Annotated in this window: 17 protein-coding genes and 1 rRNA gene; 12 read left to right on the top strand and 6 right to left on the bottom strand. The window is 40.5% G+C overall.

Translation table 11 applies throughout. The features are described from left to right. Positions 1-189 precede the first annotated feature (189 nt). Positions 190-369, top strand: coding sequence for a hypothetical protein (locus ACFRAK_RS17575; RefSeq protein WP_387604732.1), 180 nt, complete (start codon positions 190-192; stop codon positions 367-369). Between the two features lie 106 nt (positions 370-475). On the opposite strand, the gene ACFRAK_RS17570 is transcribed toward ACFRAK_RS17575, so the two are convergent. Continuing rightward, a complete protein-coding gene (locus tag ACFRAK_RS17570; protein WP_387705996.1) occupies positions 476-2,209 on the bottom strand; it encodes an AAA family ATPase in 1,734 nt (577 codons plus the stop codon). 248 nt (positions 2,210-2,457) lie between these two features. On the opposite strand from ACFRAK_RS17570, the gene def reads away from it, so the two are divergent. Further along, entirely contained in the window at positions 2,458-3,036 is a 579-nt protein-coding gene (gene def / locus ACFRAK_RS17565; protein ID WP_048688779.1) for a peptide deformylase, read from the top strand. Positions 3,037-3,076: 40 nt separating this feature from the next. On the opposite strand, the gene ACFRAK_RS17560 is transcribed toward def, so the two are convergent. Further along, a complete protein-coding gene (locus tag ACFRAK_RS17560) occupies positions 3,077-3,778 on the bottom strand; it encodes an SGNH/GDSL hydrolase family protein (RefSeq protein ID WP_387604736.1) in 702 nt (233 codons plus the stop codon). 111 nt (positions 3,779-3,889) lie between these two features. After that, the gene (locus ACFRAK_RS17555) at positions 3,890-5,404 is read right to left on the bottom strand and encodes an MDR family MFS transporter (RefSeq protein ID WP_192207505.1); all 1,515 of its coding nucleotides are present in this window, start codon (positions 5,402-5,404) and stop codon (positions 3,890-3,892) included. 129 nt (positions 5,405-5,533) lie between these two features. Here ACFRAK_RS17555 and ACFRAK_RS17550 point away from each other — a divergent pair, with 129 nt between their 5' ends. The 4 genes from ACFRAK_RS17550 to ACFRAK_RS17535 all read left to right on the top strand — a co-directional run bounded on the left by ACFRAK_RS17550 (position 5,534) and on the right by ACFRAK_RS17535 (position 10,172). Continuing rightward, positions 5,534-6,013, top strand: coding sequence for a MarR family transcriptional regulator (locus tag ACFRAK_RS17550; RefSeq protein ID WP_260287645.1), 480 nt, complete (start codon positions 5,534-5,536; stop codon positions 6,011-6,013). 182 nt (positions 6,014-6,195) lie between these two features. After that, positions 6,196-7,041 carry an iron uptake system protein EfeO gene (gene efeO, locus ACFRAK_RS17545; protein WP_387604740.1) on the top strand — a complete coding sequence of 282 codons (846 nt, stop codon included), beginning with the start codon at positions 6,196-6,198 and terminating at the stop codon, positions 7,039-7,041. Next, positions 7,042-8,328, top strand: a complete 1,287-nt coding sequence (efeB, locus tag ACFRAK_RS17540) for an iron uptake transporter deferrochelatase/peroxidase subunit (RefSeq protein WP_387604742.1) — start codon at positions 7,042-7,044, stop codon at positions 8,326-8,328. Positions 8,329-8,417: 89 nt separating this feature from the next. After that, positions 8,418-10,172, top strand: a complete 1,755-nt coding sequence (locus tag ACFRAK_RS17535) for an FTR1 family iron permease (protein ID WP_387604744.1) — start codon at positions 8,418-8,420, stop codon at positions 10,170-10,172. 43 nt (positions 10,173-10,215) lie between these two features. Here ACFRAK_RS17535 and ACFRAK_RS17530 read toward each other — a convergent pair whose 3' ends face one another. Continuing rightward, positions 10,216-10,641, bottom strand: a complete 426-nt coding sequence (locus tag ACFRAK_RS17530; RefSeq protein ID WP_260287649.1) for a DUF4395 domain-containing protein — start codon at positions 10,639-10,641, stop codon at positions 10,216-10,218. 487 nt (positions 10,642-11,128) lie between these two features. Between ACFRAK_RS17530 and ACFRAK_RS17525 the strand changes: the two genes are divergently transcribed. From ACFRAK_RS17525 to ACFRAK_RS17505, 5 genes are all read left to right on the top strand, one after another. Further along, the gene (locus ACFRAK_RS17525) at positions 11,129-11,560 is read left to right on the top strand and encodes a MerR family transcriptional regulator (RefSeq protein WP_387604761.1); all 432 of its coding nucleotides are present in this window, start codon (positions 11,129-11,131) and stop codon (positions 11,558-11,560) included. A gap of 199 nt (positions 11,561-11,759) precedes the next feature. Beyond that, complete coding sequence (locus tag ACFRAK_RS17520; protein WP_387604763.1) at positions 11,760-13,058, top strand: hemolysin family protein; 1,299 nt, start codon at positions 11,760-11,762, stop codon at positions 13,056-13,058. A gap of 320 nt (positions 13,059-13,378) precedes the next feature. Continuing rightward, positions 13,379-16,177 (top strand): response regulator, encoded by a 2,799-nt coding sequence (locus ACFRAK_RS17515; protein WP_394572163.1) that lies wholly within the window; start codon positions 13,379-13,381, stop codon positions 16,175-16,177. Positions 16,178-16,209: 32 nt separating this feature from the next. Then, complete coding sequence (locus ACFRAK_RS17510) at positions 16,210-17,043, top strand: CheR family methyltransferase (RefSeq protein WP_387604748.1); 834 nt, start codon at positions 16,210-16,212, stop codon at positions 17,041-17,043. Between the two features lie 277 nt (positions 17,044-17,320). Then, on the top strand, positions 17,321-18,463 hold the full coding sequence (locus ACFRAK_RS17505; protein WP_387604750.1) for a PP2C family protein-serine/threonine phosphatase: 1,143 nt from the start codon (positions 17,321-17,323) through the stop codon (positions 18,461-18,463). 94 nt (positions 18,464-18,557) lie between these two features. Here the strand turns inward: ACFRAK_RS17505 and ACFRAK_RS17500 are convergent, their stop codons facing one another. Beyond that, positions 18,558-18,728: a CsbD family protein gene (locus ACFRAK_RS17500; RefSeq protein WP_394572162.1), complete on the bottom strand. Its 171-nt coding sequence runs from the start codon at positions 18,726-18,728 to the stop codon at positions 18,558-18,560. A gap of 80 nt (positions 18,729-18,808) precedes the next feature. Beyond that, positions 18,809-19,567: an alpha/beta hydrolase gene (locus tag ACFRAK_RS17495; protein WP_387604753.1), complete on the bottom strand. Its 759-nt coding sequence runs from the start codon at positions 19,565-19,567 to the stop codon at positions 18,809-18,811. 638 nt (positions 19,568-20,205) lie between these two features. Here ACFRAK_RS17495 and ACFRAK_RS17490 point away from each other — a divergent pair. Then, positions 20,206-20,281, top strand: a 16S ribosomal RNA gene (locus tag ACFRAK_RS17490); the annotation flags it as partial.

The following is a 20,281-nucleotide window of genomic DNA, read 5'->3' as shown; positions in this document are numbered from 1 at the left end:
AATTACGGAAAGTTGCGCTTGTAACGAGGTGCTCAAGGTATTGGAGATGCCGTTGTTCAGGCTTTAGCCAAGCTTGGCGTTATTGTGGCGGCCATTGATTATAATGTGAACAGCTTGATAAATATGTAAGTGAATTGAAGTCTCAAGGCTTGGGGGTATATGCCTTTGCAGCGGATGTGAGCGACAGTCATGCAATCAATTGCACATTTGGTCAAATTGAGAATGGTATTTGGTCCCATAGATTCACTGGTCAATGTTGTCGGAGTGTTACAGGGAAGAAGTACAAACCAAGAAAGGCAAATAGCAAGTATTGTTCTTTGGATTGCAGCAACAAACTTGGATGGGAATGTCCATCTGTTAATTTCCTGAAGTCATTTCTTTGTCTAGCAGCCATATAAATAAAAAAAGAGCCTGTTCGATTTGAAACAGGCTCTAAAAATTATATTAGGTACTTAAGACTCAGGGCAAAAGAGTCTTAAGCATTCGAGCATATGCCGGTTATTTCTGAAGCATCAACGATTCGCTGAACCTCTGATCCCTCAAGTGTCTCTTTTTTTAATAACTCTTCAACGAGCTCTTCATATTGTAAGCGATTCGAATCAATCAACATTTCCGTTTCAGAAATCGCTTTCGTGAATAATTCCTGCATCTTTTGCTCCTTCTCACCTTTATTAAAGGTGAGGGTAAATCCATCCTGAAGCATTCCGGTATCGACCATTTGTTCAAGCAGGTGCTTCGCCTGTTGTACATCTCCGCCTACACCGATGCTATGTTCTCCTAAATACATTCTTTCCGCCACGCCACCTGCTAAGATCATTTTGACTTGATCAAGCAATTCACTGGCTGTTGCCAGATGGAGTTCTTTTGGTATTGGCGCTACATATCCAAGGGCTTCCCCACGCGGAATGATGGTCGCCTTTCGGACGGAACCGGGCTTTGTCAAACCTGCAATAAGGGCATGTCCACTTTCATGAATGGCTACGCGCCGCTTCGTATCCGCATCATTCAAGGTACGTGATGTCGCTCCAAGTATCGTACGGTCAATGGCGTAATCAAGGTCCTGTTTACGAATCATGTCCTGTTCATTCCTCAGTGCATGACGTGAGGCAGTATCGAACAGGGAGCTTAAGTCAGCGCCGGAGAAACCGGATGTACTTTCAGCCAACTCATCCAGGGAAGCCAGGACATCTGTCGCTAGACGCTTTCCCTTCGTATGGATATCGATGATTTCCTTTCTTCCTTGTGTATCTGGAAGTGGAACTTGGAAAGAAAAATCAATCCTGCCCGGACGTAGAAATGCCTCATCGAGCATATCTTTCCGGTTGGTCGCTGCAATGAATAAAATACCTTCATTTGGGTGGCCGCCATCCAATTGCACAAGCAGTTCAGTTAACGTTTTTTCGCCTTCTTCCCCGCCATGAGCTTTCCTTTTACCAGCCAACGCGTCCACTTCATCGATGAAAATGACAGCTGGCGATTGCTTACGTGCATTTTGGAAAAGGCTGCGGACACGGGCTGCACCGACACCAACAAACATTTCGTTGAAGGCTGAACCGCTCGTTGAGAAGAAGTTTGCACCAAGCTCTTTTGCAATTGCCTGTGCAAGCAGCGTTTTCCCCGTTCCAGGGGGGCCATATAATAAAATGCCTTGAGGCGGCTTAATTCCAATTTTAGCTGAACGTTCAGGTTCCTTCAGTGTAGTGAGTGTCTGTAGGATTTCCTGTTTGATTTCGGATTGCAAACCGCCTACATCATCCAAAGTTATCTCTGGCAGGGGTTTTGGGGTGGAAAGGCTTTGTTTTTTACTGCCGATCCGCAATCCATTCTTTGATTTTTTCTGTATTATGACACCGGTTGTGACGAGAGCCGCCATTAATCCGCCTAAAATCCATAATGCAGATTTATTAGTTGATGAAAAAGAATATTGAACGTTATAAGTTTCGACAAGTTTATTGATCATTTGACTGTTGGGAGGAATATTGGAAACATATTCTCCATCTGGCGTGGAGATGTGAAGAGTGCCATTTCTTTTTTCTTCAATGGTGACAAGGGCTCCATTTTGGGCTTTAATCGTCTTTTCTACCGAAGAAAAGGGAATGACCATATCCTTTGACTGAGTAACAACATACCAACTGACTCCAGCAATTATCACAATGAGAGCCGTAAGGAACGGCAGCAATTTCGAAACTAATTTAGAGTTCGAGTTCAATTTTTCATCTCCTTTAAGAGTATATATCCAGTATAAAATTTTTAAACATGTAATCTATAGGTCTTTGTACCTTAAAATAAAGGTAAATAATGTGAAATGCAAGAAATAATATTTATTATGGAAGTTTAAGGAGTCCGGAATTTTGAAATATTTAATCTAACCAGCATATTAGACTTTTTAAAAGCGAAATGCTAAAGTGAAAGGGTCTAAGTCATGAAAAATAAAATGGTAGAAGAGTGTGAAGTTCTATGAGTAAATTTATAAAAGACTATATGATTACGATGAAGGATATCGTTAGAGAAGGGGATCCCATTCTGCGTCAGGTAACGGATGAAGTTAGCCTGCCGATTTCGGATGAAGATCGTGAAACGTTGGAATGCATGATGCAATACCTGAAAAATAGTCAGGATCCAAAACTCCAAAAGAAGTTCAACCTGCGTGAAGGAGTTGGGTTGTCTGCAAATCAGATAGGCTTGAATAAACGCATGTTCGTCATGTATTTTCCCGACGAAAAGGGGAAGCTGTTTGAATATGCCCTTGTGAATCCGAAAATCATCAGTCATTCGGCCACAATGATCTATTTACCGCAAAGTGAAGGCTGCCTTTCTGTCGACCGTGATATTAAAGGATATGTACCGCGTTATGAACGGGTTAAAATTAAAGCGTTGGATGGTAATGGCGAGGAAATTGAGATGCGGCTGAAGGGCTTTGCTGCTATCGTTTTTCAACATGAGTTAGATCATTTAAACGGGATGATGTTTTATGATCGGATCAACACCGAAAACCCTTTCAAGCTTCCGGAAAATGTGGAAGTGAAAAGTCTGTAAGTCCAAAAAAAGGCAAAGCGCCATGCTTTGCCTTTTTACGTTATGGCTGTGGAAGAATATCTTCTTTCATATGCTTTTGCAAATCACTGAATATGGCCATGCTCATTTGCTGGTACCCTTCTGAAGTGAGGTGGATGCCATCATCGCTAATCAAGCGCTCCAAGTCGCCGGAGGATTTAATATAGGAACGGACATCAATCAAAGGCACCTTCAGTTCCTCTGCAAGGTGTTTCAATTGGCTATTATACATCCCATGCCAATGTTCAATACCACCTACATGGGAAACGAAATGCCCGATCGAATGCCCGAACTTATCAGCAATGGATCTGTAATACCTGGCAGGGTCAAGTGGCGGGAGAGTTAAAAGGAATGGTTTTACATGTTTGTCCTGAATCTGCTTGACAAGTTGTGTGATATTATCCAGGTAGCGTTCGATTGGAACGATGGGCTCATGGTCACCTTCTGGATTCTTGGCTACTTCATCCCAATGGAAGTTACAGTCGTTTCCACCGACCTCGATTAATACGATATCGGGATTTTCTGACATGACGTCTTTCTCGATTCGGCTAACCAACAGGTCGGAGTTGTCATTGAAAACCCCTTTATTCAAGACTTCCACGAATGGCAAAGATTCTGTTAGCTTAGCTAAAGAGTTCGGATAATTTTCTTTAATGATGCGAAGGCGCCCCTTAACATAAGAAATGCCTCTTGTTAAACTGTCACCAAAACATACGATTTTCAAACTTCTCACCTCGGTATGTGAATGTGTTACTTATATTTTAGTTGTTGAATGATTTTTCGGCAATATTCACCTCCCATAAACAAAAAGCGCTGCACTTGCAGCGCTTTTTGTTTATTGTATTGATTCCTTTTTTGAGGCTGTTTCCACTCTTGTTTTTCCCATGAAGAACACAGTGATTGCAGCAAGACCGATCGGAATGAGGGCCAAGGTGAAGATCAATGAAATCGAATCGGACATCGCGTGAACGATTTTATCCAGGATAAAGTCCGGAATCTCGGCACGTGCATCCGATTGGAAGAGCTGCCGTGGGTCATCCATCAATCCGGCTGTATCCGGACCTCCTTGCATTCCTTTAAACGCATCCGTCATTTTACTTTGGAATACATTGGTCTGAATCGCTCCATAAATCGTTACACCGAGTGTCATCCCAAATGAACGGAGGAATGAGTTTGTGGAGTTGGCCGACCCCCTGAATCTAGGTTCCAGGTTGTGAATGGACGCAATAGGCAAAAGGGAGAAGGAAAAGCCCATGCCAAATCCAGTCAGAATCATGTACAAAGTTAATAAAGTCCTGCTGGTATCAGGGGTGATGGTCCCTAATAGAAGCATTCCGGCAAAATAACAGATGACGGAAATCGTCATTAAGTTGCGAAAGCTTGTTTTGGTATTGAATATCCCGCCAACTGCACTGCCGAATACTGAACCAAGCATCATGGGAGTAAGGATCAATCCTGCATTTGTTGCGGAACCGCCGTAGACTGCCTGGACGAAAATCGGGATATAGACGGTTAAAATAATGAATGTGCCGCCATAAAGAATGGCTAAAATCTGAGAAGTGGCAAATAATCGCCTTTTAAACAGCCATAATGAAATGATTGGATCTTTTGCTCTTTTTTCGAAAAAGAAAAATGAAACGAAGAAAACCACGAAACTGGCAAACAGACCTATGATAGGAGAGGAACTCCAGCCATACTCCCCGCCCAGTTCGAGAGCGAACATTAAGCTGATAACGGCAATGACGAGAGTTGCTGCGCCACCCCAGTCAATTTTTTGTTCTTGAGTGTTGGGTGACTCCTTGTAATAATTCCAGATGAAAAATAAAGAAATGACACCAATCGGAACATTGACGTAGAAAATCCAGTGCCAGCTGGAGTATTCAGTAATATAGGCACCTAAAAGCGGTCCCAATACACTTGAGGCCCCAAATACAGCGCCGAAAAGGCCAGTTAATTTCCCGCGTTTTTCAGGTGGGAAAATATCAAAAATGATCGTAAAGGCTATAGGCATCAAAGCGCCTCCGCCTATCCCCTGGATTGCACGGAAGATACTTAACTGCACAATGCTCTGGGCCATGCCGCATAATGCGGAACCGACCAAAAAGACTATAAGTCCGAAAATAAAAAACCGCTTTCTTCCATACATGTCGGAAAGCTTACCGAAAATCGGCATACTTGCCATCGTGGCGACCATATAGGCAGATGTCACCCATACAAACTTATCGAACCCGCCTAAATCAGAAACGATCGTTCCCATTGCAGTCGCAACAATCGTATTATCCATTGCTGACATCAAGATACCCAAAAGTAAACCGGCAACAATGAATTTTTGTTTTTTTTGAACGTTCATTTATTTTCCTCCTTCATATCAACCAGCTAATGAATTTCCTTTACATGGTTGAAGGGTAAACGTTAAGATGAAACAAAACATTTATCTTGAAAATCAAGATAAATTTAAGTGTAAAAGGGGTGGCATTTTATGTCAAGCGATAATGGGGTGAATGCAGCTCTGTTAGAGAGTTTAACACAAAGATTGCAACGGTATGGTATGAGGTCCGTTTTATTTCAACAAAACATGGCCCAGAAAATAGGGGTATCCCATACGGACTTAAAGAGTGCTGAAATATTGAATGAAACAGGACCGATTACCGCTGGTGAATTATCCAAAATTACAGGATTGAGTACGGGATCGGTTACGGCACTGATCAATCGCCTTGAGAACTCCGGTTATGTTAAAAGAGAACGAGATCAATTGGATGGAAGAAGGGTGATGATTGTGCCCATACCGGAAAGACAGGAACAGATTAAATTGCACTATCAATCGCTCTCTGTGGCCACCAAGGAGTTATGCTCCGCTTATAATGAGCAAGAGCTAATATTGATCAATGAATTCGTTGTGGATATCACGAAAATCATGGACAAAGAAAATGACAAGTTAATGAGTGAGCGTGAAAGGTAGCTGATTTATAGGCTGCCTTTTTTTATTTTTAGCCATCTGGTGGCTTATCATCCGAAAGGAAAAGGAATAGAGTTTTTGGAAGAGAATGCACAATGTCATGTTTCCATTAAAATATATATTGATAATGAATTTCATTATCTGCTAATATGAATCTACAAACCATTTCAAAGGGAGAATACAATATGAAGAAAGCAAAAGCGTCATTAGCAGTCTTACTATCAACCAGTCTATTATTTGGCTGTGCGCAGGAAAAGGAAGGAACTAAACCGGCAGATGATAAGGCCAAAGAAGTGAGTGCGAGTCAGCTTGATGGTGTATCTAGCGAGTACCGGGAATATGCCATTGGTGAAATAGAAGAGTTCGTAAACGCAACGGAAGAATTCACTACAGCCGTATCTGCCGGTGATATTGAAAAGGCGAAGGAATTATACGCACCAGCACGGATGCATTATGAGAGAGCGGAACCCATCGCAGAAGTTTTTGGCGATCTTGATCCCAAAATCGATGCGCGTAAAGGGGATGTCAAAGATGAAGAATGGAGCGGTTACCATAAGATTGAAATGGGATTATGGGAAGAAAATACAACAAAGGGATACGAAAAGTATGCAGAGCAATTAATGAGTGATGTTAATTTGCTTCGTGCTAAAGTTGAAACGGTTGAGGTAACACCCGATTTGTTGATCACGGGTGCGGTGGATTTATTGAATGAAGTTTCCACGAGTAAAGTGACAGGAGAAGAGGACCGATACTCCCATACCGATTTATATGATTTCGTGGCAAATGTTGAAGGTGCAGAGAAGATCTATGAACTGCTTACTCCAGCTTTAAAAGAAAAGGATGCGCAGCTTGCTGCGGAAATCCAAAAACGTTTTGACGATGTATACGGCTTGCTTGAAAAGCATAAGGAAGGGAATGGCTACATCTCATATACGGATTTAAAGGAATCTGAAGTCAAAGAGCTAAGTCAAGCAATTGATGCATTAGCTGAACCACTTTCGCAAATAGGGATTGTAACGGAGGAATCTTAATTGAAAGAACATACACCGAAAGATGAAACCGGGCTTTTTACAAAAAAGGTGAGTCGTCGAAATATGTTGAAAACGGCAGGAGTCGGTGGAATCGGAGTCGTGATAGGGGCATCCGGGTTTGGCGGGCTGCTGACACTTTCTGAACAAAAGGCGAAGGGACAAACTAAGGATATTGTTCCTTTTTATGGAGCGCACCAAGCTGGTATCACCACTGAAGCGCAAGATAACCTTTACTTCGCATCATTGGAAGTAACCACGGATAAAAGGTCAGACTTAATTCAGTTATTTAAGGATTGGACAGAGGCTGCGGCTCAGATGACAGCGGGGAATTTGATTGGTGATACATCACTTAATACGAATATGCCCCCAAAGGATACGGGGGAAGCGAAAGAATTATCACCTTCCAATTTAACGATCACTTTTGGCGTGGGTCCGACCCTGTTTTCGAAGGATGGCAAAGATCGATTTGGTTTGAAATCAAAAAGACCTGCTGAATTAAAGGACCTGCCCCAATTCCCTTTAGATGCTTTAGAAGAAGAATGGAGCGGTGGGGATATTTGTATTCAAGCATGTGCAGATGATCTTCAAGTGGCTTTCCATGCCGTCCGGAACTTAGTGAGGATCGGCAGAGGGAAAGCGATCATTCATTGGGCACAAACAGGATTTCAACGGACAAAGCAAGCCGATTCACAAAAAACGACACCGCGGAACTTATTCGGATTTAAGGATGGGACTGTCAATCCGGATACAAATGATAATAATGAAATGAATGAGCATGTTTGGGTGAAGGGTGAGGACGGTCCTGACTGGCTTGTTGGAGGCAGTTATATGGTGGTGCGCCGAATCCAGATGTACATTGAAGTTTGGGACCGGACTATATTGAAAGAACAAGAAAATACGTTTGGCCGTCATCGCGACAGCGGAGCCCCACTAGGAATGAAGAACGAGTTCGATACCGTGGATCTCGAAGCTAAAGACCCAAATGGAAATCGGGTCATTCCAGAAAATTCGCATATGAGTCTTTCCAGGGGGGACGGAAAAGCAAAGATATTGCGGCGTCCCTATTCATATGCAGATGGAATGGATCCTAAAACGGGGAGCTTCAATGCCGGCTTGTTATTCATTTGTTTTCAGCGAAACCCAAGTAAACAATTCATACCCATACAAGAACGACTGGCCAAAAGTGATAAGCTCAACGAATATATCGTTCACAGGGGCAGTGCCATGTTCGCTTGTTTACCAGGTGTGAAAAAGGGTGGCTATATCGGGGATTCCCTTTTTGGGTAAATATAATTTCAAAAAATGAGGACGTGAAAATCGCCAGCATGGATATTATCCAGTTGGCGATTTTAGTTCATGAATAAGGAGTGACCACTATGAAGGTTTCTAGATGGAAGAGTGGGATATTGGTTTTAGTCGTCAGCCTTTTATTTCTTTCGACTGATATAAAGATGGTTTCGGCGGGTGAAAACCATGATCAGCTTTTTGTTTATATTGGCGATAGTTTAATGAAGGTAAAATCCGGCGACCTTGAGGGAGTATCGAAGAATATCGATCTATTCGAGCAAGATTGGAAAACGATAAAAACGGACAGCGAGAGTGCGAGGAAAGTCGACGAGAAGCTATCCGCTGTAAAAAGTGCTGTGAGCGACCAAGCCTCCACAGATGAAATCAAAAAGCGATTATCGGCATTATCAAGTACTCTTGTTATTTATGATACAAACGAAAACCCTGTTGACAACACGGACTATAAAGAACGGTTAAAAGCGATACTTCCATTAATAGATAAGTTGGAGGCTTTGATAACTGAAGGTGACTTTGATCAAGCCAAAGTTCAATATAACAATCTCCTGAATCAATGGACCGATGCAGAGGTCATTGTCAGGGAGAAAAGTGTTGCTACATATGGTGAGCTTGAAACGAAAATGGCCTTTGTGCGGATAGCGATTACCCAAGACCCGCCTGATTCGGAAAAAGCCCAAAAAAATTTAACTGAATTGAAGGGTCTAATCGAGGATTTCCTTGCTGGTAAAGTTGAATTGGGAAGCCAGAAAAACACCTATTCACTTGGGGATGTAACAGAACTTTTACAAGGAAGTGCAACGGATATCGAAAAGGATGACATCGATTCTGCCGTTGATAAGCTAAATGAAATCTTAACAATTTGGCCCAATGTAGAAGGGGAGGTTTCCACAAGGGACAGCAAGCTTTACAGCGATATGGAAACGAAAGTCCCGACCGCAATCAGCCTATTGCAATCGAAAAAGGTAAAGGCGGATGAAGCAAAGGGAATCGTATCTGATTTAAACACAAGGTTACTCCCTTTAATTGAGGATACGGGTTATACAACCTGGGATGCAGCTCTGATCCTTTTACGGGAAGGGTTGGAAGCACTCTTGATTGTAGCTACATTACTGTCTTTCCTAAAGAAAATCGGGCAAGCGGACAAACAAAAATGGATTTGGACAGGGGTTGGTGCGGGTTTAGTTGCCAGTTCCATTTTGGCGGTCATAATCAATATCGTTTTCTCTCAGATCACGGCTGCTTCAAGCCGGGAATATATTGAGGGAATCACTGGTATTATGGCAGTATTGATGATGTTGACAATTGGTCTTTGGCTTCATAGTAAATCGAATGTCCATGCATGGAACCAGTATATCGGCAAGCAAATGAACCAGGCCATTGCGACGGGGAGCATCATCTCATTCGCTTTAATCAGTTTTCTATCCATATTCCGTGAAGGTGCCGAGACGATTATCTTTTATGCTGGAATGGCTCCTTATATGGAATTAAAGCAGCTGCTGAGCGGCATTTTCCTTGCCTTCCTCATTTTAGTGTTGATCGGTTTCATCATGCTGCGATACAGTGTGAAATTACCGATGACCCTATTCTTTAAAGTGGCAACGATACTCATATATGCCTTGGCTTTCAAGATTCTTGGAGTCTCCATCCACTCACTTCAGGTTTCTCAAGTGATACAGACAAATACGATCAGCTCTTTCCCATTTGTAGAAACGATAGGTCTTTATCCAACAATGGAAACGCTGGTACCGCAAGGTGTGTTATTATTGCTGATTGCATTGGCCACCATTTGGGTCAAAAAGAGTAATTCCACACGTGCAACCGAATAATAAAATGGGACTGACGAATGTCAGTCCCATTTTATTTGGGGTATTAACGAATAGATCGGCGATAGGAATAATGCTTCCATTGATAAAGGATAAAGCAGCCGATGCAGAATCCAAGAATGGCCATGAAAGAAGCCATTCCGACCATCAAGGTGAATATATAACCGGTAGCATTCCACCCCAGCAAGAAAGAAGTGAATCCAAGTCCTAAGCAAACGACTGCTATGGCCTGGTTGAATCGTTGCTGTGAATGATCTTCAGGAATATAATCGGAGGGTTTCTTTTTCAGAAAGAGCTTGGCCAGACGCATCACTGGATTGAAATTAAAGAGCATACCCAAAAGTCCTGCTGTTAAAGGAATCACTAATATCCACATTTGTCCCGTTAATAAGGCGGTGGCTACGCTTAACAAAATGACCCATTGATTCGTTCGTACTAAGGGACGGGGAATGGAACGGATTTCATTCGTCATACTAATACCAACTTTCCTTATCTGTTTTGTGATATTTTATCTTTATTATAATCCCTTGTGAAGTGAATAGCTAATAAAATAAATTCAAAAATTACCCTTGTTTATAATTATTTTAATTTAGTATTGATTATCATAATAAAAGTAGTATAATATATAACAAGCAATTAAAGTGAGGAGGACAGTATAAATGGTAGCAAAAGTTTGTGAAACATGCGGAACACCAATAAAAAGGCTAAAGCATTCTTCCTTATGCCAGTGCGGTCCTAAGATATTGAGCAATCAATTCTCAGTTAAAACAAAAAAATAAATCCATGGATTAAATGATAAAATTAAACCGATTATTCAATTAATCGGTTTTTGTTTTTCCATTGAAGGGTAAAAGGAGGGTAATAAATATTTTTCATTTCAAATAAAATAATGTATGATTATAGAATAGAATAAAACGTCATGGAGGAAATGACATGCTTCCAGTTTGTCAAACCATCACGTGACGGTTAGGAGGGGTTATGTTGGGAACGAGACTTTAAAAATTGGCGAGTTGGCGGAAATGGCGAACGTTACGAAACGAACCGTAGATTATTATACGAACCTAGGCTTGCTTAAAGCAGAACGTTCCGCCTCTAATTACCGTTATTATTCAGTCGGTGAACTTGAAAGGCTCCGCCGTATCGAAGGATACAAAAGAGAAAACCTTTCATTGGAAGAAATTAAAGAACTACTTAAAAAGGAAATGGAAGCCGCATCAGCAATTGAGGAAAAAGGTCTTCAACTCAAAAATAAAATGGATGGCCTGAACGAGGAACTTCAAGAATTCATCACCTTGATTGAAAAGGATGGAAAAAGTGAGCATCTTCTAAAAAAACAGGTATCCAGTGAAAGCATGGCCTTGATCCAATCATTACTATTGTTGCTGGTATGATTAAAATTTATCTCTATAGTTTTATGTACGAAGGTGCATATTAACGAATATAGGCTAAATGGTTTTGGTTCATGTTATAAGGCAAAAATCTCATTTTGAAACGAAAATAACCATTTATACAGGAGGTGCTTGGGATTAAGCCGTACATGTCTAATTCAAAGGTCAGAAGGATTGGCACTATATGGCGAACCCGCACATATTGGAGATTTTTATAAAGTTATTAGCAGTAGCTGTATTAATAGCATTAACCGCTTTTTTCGTAGCATCGGAATTTGCAATCGTTAAAGTCAGAAGTTCCCGAATCAATCAATTGATTGAAGAAGGGCATAGAAATGCCCTCGCAGCCAAGAAAGTGACAACGCATATCGATGAGTACTTATCTGCCTGTCAATTGGGGATTACAGTAACCGCCTTAGGTTTGGGGGTGTTGGGTGAACCGACGGTGGAGGCGATCTTAAAACCATTGTTCACTAAATGGGGATTAGAGGAATCCATAAGTCACATCATCTCGTTCCTGATCGCTTTCGGTTCCGTAACATTCCTTCATGTTGTAGTCGGTGAACTGGCACCAAAAACGGTTGCAATTCAAAAGGCTGAAGAGGTAACCTTGCTTTTTGCAAAGCCGTTAATTCTCTTTTACCGCATTTTATACCCATTCATTTGGTTATTGAATGGTTCTGCGCGCCTTCTGACAGGCATTTTCGGATTAAAGCCAGCATCTGAGTCAGAAATGGCCCATTCCGAAGAAGAGCTGCGCATCATTTTATCGGAAAGCTATAAAAGCGGTGAGATCAACCAATCGGAATACAAATATGTGAATCAGATATTTGAATTTGATGAGCGTATCGCCAATGAAATCATGGTTCCGCGTACGGAAATGACCGTTATCGAAAAAGGCATGCCATTATTGGAAGTTGTTGAACTTATTCAAGAAGAACAATACACAAGGTATCCAGTCATAGACGGTGATAAAGATAATGTTGTGGGAATGGTCAATATCAAGAAACTTTATACAGCGACGATTACAGAAGATAATGTAACAGCTTTGACGGTGGATTCCTTTGTGACACCCATCATCCGTGTTCTTGAAACGATCGCCATTCATGATTTGCTGCTGAAAATGCAGAAGGAACGGATCCATATGGCAGTTTTGACAGATGAATATGGCGGAACGGCCGGTCTTGTAACGGTTGAAGACATCCTTGAAGAAATCGTCGGGGAAATCCGTGATGAATTTGACCAGGATGAACGTCCGCTCATTCAAAAGATTGATGAAGGGCATTATGTATTCGACGCTAAAACATTAGTTGAAGATGTCAATGATACCCTTGCGATCGATTTGCCGGAGGAAGATATCGATACATTGGGAGGATGGTTCCTGACAGGCAGATTTGAGATTGCTATCGGGGATAAAATCGAATACGCCGGATATGAATTTACTGTAAAGGAAATGGACGGCCACCATGTTTTATATGTTGAAGTGAAGAAGATTAAATAAACAGGATCACAACAAAAGCCAAAAGTGGAAACTTTTGGCTTTTATTAATGCTCATTGGTTCGAACGATGACAATCATAACAATGGTTAAAGCAGACTGTTGTGTAATTGGAAAATAAATTCCATAAAAAATTACACTGTAGGTAACCATTTTAGCTTGGAAAATGTTAAAATTGACTTTGAGCAATGAATCTATCTATATATATATCATTTTAAAGTTTAAAAATTCTTCAAAAGTAGTACTGATGATAATATTAAGATTTATTTTGCAAAGCCGTTTATTTTTGGCTGATATAAATAAGTATCGAAGGTGGGCGGGAAAATGGGTTTTAAGAAGAAGCAAATATTGGGATTTGGTTTAATCTTGCTTTTCTTGGCTATTTTACTTTCTTTCATGATGGTTACACTTAACAATTTAAAGAGCAGCATGACTGAAATAGTTGAAAATCGCTATGAAAAAGTTCAAGATTCGATGGAAATCCGTCAGCTTTTTTCCAGGTCGGACCGTGAGATCCTGTTTGCAGCTAATGATGCAAACAAAGAAGAAAGAGCAGAGAGCCTTGAAATCATCAATGAGAATCATAGTTTGATTGAATCAAAAATTGCTGGGTTATCAGGTAGGTTAAATAAGGCGAAAGCAAAGCAATTACTGAAAGAGTTCGAGACTCAATATGCTTCTTACTCCATAACGGAGGCTGAGATCATCCAAAAGATAAAGTCGGGAAACTCATCGGATTTAACAAGCCTGATGGATGATCAAAGGGAAAAACGTACGAAAGTCATCAGTACGATGGACGAATTTAAAGATTACCAAGAAGACGTCATGAAAGATACATTAAGTAATTCGAAACAAACCTATGAAGATATGATCGGTTTTGTGATTTTTGCGGTTATCCTCAGCATTTTGGTTATTTCCGTAACGGTTGTTTGGATGATTCGCAGTACTTCGAAAGATCTGCAGTCGATTACGAATGTCATCAAAAATATTGATTTTAAAAATTTATCGGTCATACCAAGAATTCCGGTTCGAACTACTGATGAAATTAGTGATATAGCGAGATCGTTCAATGATATGGCGGAATCTCTTGAAGACTATAATCGAAAAGAGAAAGATTTCACTGAAAAGATTAGTGAACAGAACTGGATCCAGACCCGTGTGGCAGATATAGCTACCATGTATCAGCGCATTGTTGATGTGGAAGTTCTGGCTGACCGGTTCATTACAAGACTTGCACCGATGATGGGGGCTTCAATTGGAGCTTTTTACGTGAAACGGGGTGAGGGTGTTGATATGCGTTTTGTGAAGCTTGCCAGCTTTGCTGGAGATGGCGAAGATTCGGGCAGACGTGAATTCCGTCTTGGCGAAGGGCTGATCGGACAATGCGCCCTTGAAAAGAAATCCAAAGTCATTGACGATATTCCTGAAGATTATCAATTGGTTACGACAGGATTAGGGGAAGTCAACCCGAAAAGCATTGTCATTGCGCCAGTCGTTTTTGAGGATGAAGTTGTGGCGATGGTTGAACTGGCGAGTTTGGAGACTTTTACGAAGTTGCAAAAATCTTTCCTGAACCAGGTTCTTGATACTCTAGGCATCACAATTAATAATGTAGAAGGCCGGATGGAAATAGAGCGTTTATTGAAAGAATCACAAGCACAGACCGAAGAGTTACAGGCCCAATCGGAAGAATTGCAGTCACAATCAGAGGAAATGCAAGCTCAATCGGAGGAACTGCAAACACAGGCTGAAGAGCTGAGAATGATCAATGAAAAATTAGAAGAGAGAAATCGTGAAACTGAAGAGAAATCAAAAGAGCTTCAAGTTGCAAAACAAAATCTTGAAAAACAGGCGGAAGAATTAAAGTTAAGTTCAAAATACAAATCGGAGTTCATGGCCAATATGTCCCATGAATTACGGACACCGCTCAATAGTATTCTGATTTTATCTGAAATGCTTTCAGATCCAAATGATAATAAACTAAATGAAGAGCAGCAGGAATTCGCTCGTGTCATTAATTCATCGGGCCAAGACTTATTAATGTTGATCAATGACATTTTGGATTTATCTAAAGTTGAAGTCGGAAAACTTGAAGTGGTCTTTGACGAAATGAATTTGAGTGAACTTCCTGAGTTATTACACCGTAACTTCGATCATGTAGCGAAGAAAAAGAACATTGACTTTATAATAGAAAAAAGTAAAAACGTTCCGGATATTTTCTTTACGGATGAACAGCGCTTCCAGCAAATTTTGAAAAACCTGTTATCCAATGCATTTAAATTCACGGAAAAAGGTTCTGTGTCTGTCCGAATCCAAAAAGCTGATGAAGAAAATGTAGCACAATGGATACAGACAAAAGGAGCTAGCAATTGGGTTGAAATTAAGGTGACGGATACGGGCATCGGAATATCAAAAGAGAAGCAAAAACTTATTTTTGAAGCGTTCCAGCAAGGTGACGGAGCTACGATGAGAAAATATGGCGGAACGGGCCTAGGGCTATCTATTTGCCGGGAATTTGCCAAACTTCTGGGAGGCTGGGTCATTGTAGATAGTGAAGAAGGGCAAGGCAGTACCTTTACTTTCTTTATTCCAAGTATGCCAGAGGGCTTCAAAAATGTCAGTGAAGCAATAGCTGCTTCTCCGGAAGTGGCAGCAGCTAACCACGATGATTCTACCGCGGATTTTGACGGTCAAGGAGAATCGGATGTAGTTATAATTGATGAAGAAAATCGGAATAAGGTTAAACCATTCTGCAATAAAACAGTACTGGTCGTCGATGATGATCACCGTAATATATTTGCTCTGAAAAATGCGCTGAAGCATGAGGGGATGGAAATCCTTACAGCTGAAAACGGCTACGAATGTTTGGAACTCCTTGAAAAAGGAAACGATATAGATGTTATATTGATGGATATCATGATGCCGGGCATGGACGGTTACGAAACGATGACCAGAATTCGCGAGCAAAGTAAGTTCGAGGATCTTCCTATCATCGCGCTAACTGCGAAAGCGATGAAAGGCGATAGGGAAAAATGCCTGAAGGCCGGCGCTTCTGATTATGTCAGCAAGCCGTTGAAGCTGGATCAGTTGCTATCCGTCCTAAGAGTATGGCTGACTAATTGATTGATAGAACGTACGAGTAAGGAAGGTTTTGCATGAAGGATACTTTAACGATTGAAGAAAGAGAAGATTTGGAAATTGAATTATTGTTAGAGGCCATTTATTCCGTTTCTGGCTTTGACTTTCGCAAATATATGCGGTCTTCAATAAAAAGAAGAGTTGAAAATAGAATGAGACTGGACCATGTTCGCAGGATTAGCGGAATGATAGAGATGGTTTTATATGAAAAAGGGTATGTTGAGAAGCTTTTGAGGGATTTTTCAATAAATGTCACTGAAATGTTTCGCGATCCGGAATTTTTTAAAGCCTTTCGTTTAAATATTGTACCGCTCCTGAAAAAACTTCCTGAAATCAGAATTTGGCATGCGGGTTGTTCGACCGGTGAAGAGGCCTTTTCCATGGCGATCATCCTCAAGGAAGAAGGGCTTTATGATAAGGCGAGGATTTATGCCACTGATATGAATGAAGAAGTCCTCCTTCATGCAGAAAAAGGGATATTACCTTTAAATAGAATGCAGTCTTATACGAAAAACTACTTGCAAGCTGGGGGTAACCAGGAATTTTCGGAGTATTATACAACCGATTATCAAAATGCTTATCTTGATTCGGGCCTCCTTAAAAACATTGTGTTTTTCCAGCATAATTTAGTTACTGATGGTTCGTTCAATGAGTTTCATATCATCATGTGCCGGAATGTGATGATTTACTTTACCGGTGAATTACAGACCTATGTTAATCAGTTGTTTTATGACAGTCTTTGTAAAGACGGTTTTCTTGCGGTTGGCAGCAAGGAAACACTGCATACATCATCCTTTTCGGAAGATTATGAGGACTTTGACTCAAGGGAACGAATTTATCGGAAATTGTAAAAGGAAAGAGTCCGCATATAAGCGGACTCTTTCTTTTTAATCCAGTGCATTATTTTTCGTTTTTTTTGCATATCTATGTTTAAGGTATTGGAAGAAGGGGTATATATAATGAGTTGGTCTCCATGTCAAATCGCTAGCGTGGTTTATCATTATTAAATGAGACTGAACTTCGTTATAATATAATCAAACTCCCTTTTTAAGGAGTTTTAGTAAAGTACAGATCCATAAAAAAAGATAAATGTTGCCGCTCGATATAAGCCAAAAGGGGAATGAAAGAATGACGATTTTAATCGTAGATGATAACCAGGTTAACCTTTTCGTTATAGAGAAAATTCTAAAACGAGCTGGCTATACGGATTTTCTATCATTAACTTCAGCTGTTGAGATGTTTGAATATTTACAGGTGGATAGTCCGCAACCTAAAGAGAATTCAGTTGATATCATTCTGCTTGATATCATGATGCCGGAAATCGATGGGATAGAGGCGTGCAGGAGACTTCAAAGTATTCCTCACCTTAGAGATATACCCGTGATTTTTGTGACCGCCCTTGAAGATTCAAACAAGGTGGCCGAGGCACTTGATGTTGGTGGAATTGATTATATAATGAAGCCTATCAATAAAATAGATTTACTTGCGAGGATTCGCGTAGGGTTAAGACTTAAATATGAAAAAGATTGGCATAAAATGCAGGATGAAAAAATCCGCAATGAATTGGATCTTTCCATGCAGGTTCAAAGCAGCTTATTAAGTGAACCCATTATAAATGACCACTTAACTATAAGGGCATCATACTTACCTGCGAATAAATTAGCAGGGGATATGTACTATTGGCACCGCATCGATGAAAATCGGTATGGGATCATCCTGTTGGATATGATGGGGCATGGCATATCCGCCTCACTTGTGTGCATGTTCATTTCCTCCGTATTGAGGGATGCCATCAGGACACATACAGATCCAGTGGCAGTAATAAACGAAATGAATCGCTGGATGAGTACCCTTAATAAAGAAGATAATCAAGTGCATTATTATTTTACCGCGATTTATATGATCATTGATACAGAGCAAAAGACAGTGGAATATGTGAATGCCGGACATCCTCCGGGATTTGCTTTAATGGACGATGGAAAAGTGGCCTCACTTTCAAAGGGGACATGTCCTGTTGGGTTCTTCACTGAAATGAAAATAGAGAAATCCGTCATTCATTATGAAGAGAAGATTCAGCTTATGCTTTTTACGGATGGAGTCATGGAAGCAATAGATCGAGAAGGAACGGAAGGACTCGACCAAATAAAAGAAGCAGTCTCGACGAGGTGGTTTGATTGTAAAGAATCTCCCCCTATCGATTTTTTGATGTCCCCGGAAATGCAGCAAGATCAACCTGATGATATGTGTGTTGTTGTTATACAAGCGAATTGAAGAAGGAAGAGGCGGCAGATTATCTGCCGCCTCTTCTCTATAAAAGGGGGGTCACTTTTATATGAGAGTGGATTCTCTATTCGGTTATTTGCAATTAACGGTCATTTTTCAATTTACTAATGCCATCTTGGAGATTGCCTTTTAATTTATCAACTTTACCATCTGCTTGTAAGTGAGGATCATTTTTCGCGTTTCCGACTTGGTCTTTCGTTTCACCTTTAACTTTATTTACAGTACTTTTTACTTTGTCTGATAAACCGCTCATTATGTTACCTCCTTTTTCTTTATATACTATATATACCCATGAAGTGCATGGGTAAACCTGATTTTTATGGAGAAAGGAGTTTAAGAGGCGACTATTGCCCTTTTGCTTAACCTCTGGATGAAATGATATGACCGATCAATGATTTGATCTTTATCATGATCCAACGAGGCCACATGATATGAGTTTTCAAGGGGGGCCATCTCCTTATCACCGGACATGACATTATCGTAAATCTGATAGGAACACGAGTCTGGTACAACGTGATCTTCTGGAGAATGGAAGATAAGTATCGGGCACGAAACGTCTACTAGTTTTTGACTGGCATGTTCCATTATATCGAGCAATTGATTAATAGCTTTTGCCGGAACTTGGTCATATGTGATTTCTTTAGTTGTATCGTCTTTTATGTCAGGCTTGCCTTCAGGAATGAAGCGCGGAACCGATTGGTTGCGATATTTTTCATATTCAGGAACTTGGAGAGCAGCATTGATGGTGAGAATTCCATCACAAACAACTTTTGTAGCTAAATCGAGAACAAGGGCGCCCCCCATTGATTGTCCGATGGCAAATACATGGGTGCAGGTTCGTTTTAATTTTGCATAAGCCATTTCAACATCCTGTATCCATTCCTGATAATGACTCGTTTCCATTTCATATTCATCCGTTCCGTGGCCCGCCAGTCGAGGAGCGAAGACAGTAAAGCCTTTGGCGGCAAATTTTTCACCTAAATACCTTACGCTTTGTGGCGTTCCGTTAAAACCATGGCAAATAAGAATGCCGATAGAATTGCCGGGTAAGAAAAAAGATTCTGCACCTGGTATTACCATTGCTGCTGTCATATTCCCATCTCCTTTAAATTAGCTAAGTTTTATTGATAGAAAGTTTATAAATAAAATTAACTATTCCGATTATTTTACTTGGTTATATAATAGCATAATGAAAATTGTGAAGTCAACTTGGTTATAATCCGATTTCATTATCATTAAGTAGCATTAAAAAAGGATATAAGATACTTATTAGGTCCATTCCATATATCGTTGCCAATCTTTCTACTATATAAGGATTGTCTTGTAATTGTTGATAAACTGAAGAAGCTAATAACCGGTGAAAGATAAAAATAAAAGAAATGAAAAAAAGGCGTTGACATTAATGTGAAATGGGATTAATATAAATAAGCACCAACTAAGAGAAACGAAAAATTTCATCACTTTCGGCAGATTGCTGAAAGAAATAACTATTGACTTCTTACTATGAAAATGATAAGATGAAATGGTCGCTGAAAAACACAGCGATTTAAAATAAGTTAAAAACTTCGCAGAAGTTGACAACTAATCAATAAAGTGTTATGATGAATAAACAGCCGTTCGAAAGAACGATTGTGAGATTGCTCTTTGAAAACTGAACAAAACAAAGCGCCAACGTTAAATTTTTAAGTGAGCACACACTATCAAAAAAGCGAATGAGCAAGTCAAACATTTCTTCGGAGAGTTTGATCCTGGCTCAGGACGAACGCTGGCGGCGTGCCTAATACATGCAAGTCGAGCGAATCGACG

The organism is Peribacillus sp. NPDC056705, from assembly GCF_043656335.1.
Note: the sequence above shows the minus strand (reverse complement) of the source record. Positions and strands in the feature narration are given on the sequence as shown.

Excerpts from the sequence above, each read along its gene's own strand:
- ACFRAK_RS17575 (WP_387604732.1), top strand. The coding sequence starts at position 190 with ATGCAATCAATTGCACATTTGGTCAAATTGAGAATGGTATTTGGTCCC.
- def (WP_048688779.1), top strand. The coding sequence starts at position 2,458 with ATGAGTAAATTTATAAAAGACTATATGATTACGATGAAGGATATCGTT.
- ACFRAK_RS17555 (WP_192207505.1), bottom strand. The coding sequence starts at position 5,404 with ATGAACGTTCAAAAAAAACAAAAATTCATTGTTGCCGGTTTACTTTTG.
- ACFRAK_RS17550 (WP_260287645.1), top strand. The coding sequence starts at position 5,534 with ATGTCAAGCGATAATGGGGTGAATGCAGCTCTGTTAGAGAGTTTAACA.
- efeO (WP_387604740.1), top strand. The coding sequence starts at position 6,196 with ATGAAGAAAGCAAAAGCGTCATTAGCAGTCTTACTATCAACCAGTCTA.
- ACFRAK_RS17535 (WP_387604744.1), top strand. The coding sequence starts at position 8,418 with ATGAAGGTTTCTAGATGGAAGAGTGGGATATTGGTTTTAGTCGTCAGC.
- ACFRAK_RS17530 (WP_260287649.1), bottom strand. The coding sequence starts at position 10,641 with ATGACGAATGAAATCCGTTCCATTCCCCGTCCCTTAGTACGAACGAAT.
- ACFRAK_RS17515 (WP_394572163.1), top strand. The coding sequence starts at position 13,379 with ATGGGTTTTAAGAAGAAGCAAATATTGGGATTTGGTTTAATCTTGCTT.
- ACFRAK_RS17510 (WP_387604748.1), top strand. The coding sequence starts at position 16,210 with ATGAAGGATACTTTAACGATTGAAGAAAGAGAAGATTTGGAAATTGAA.
- ACFRAK_RS17505 (WP_387604750.1), top strand. The coding sequence starts at position 17,321 with ATGACGATTTTAATCGTAGATGATAACCAGGTTAACCTTTTCGTTATA.
- ACFRAK_RS17500 (WP_394572162.1), bottom strand. The coding sequence starts at position 18,728 with ATGAGCGGTTTATCAGACAAAGTAAAAAGTACTGTAAATAAAGTTAAA.
- ACFRAK_RS17495 (WP_387604753.1), bottom strand. The coding sequence starts at position 19,567 with ATGACAGCAGCAATGGTAATACCAGGTGCAGAATCTTTTTTCTTACCC.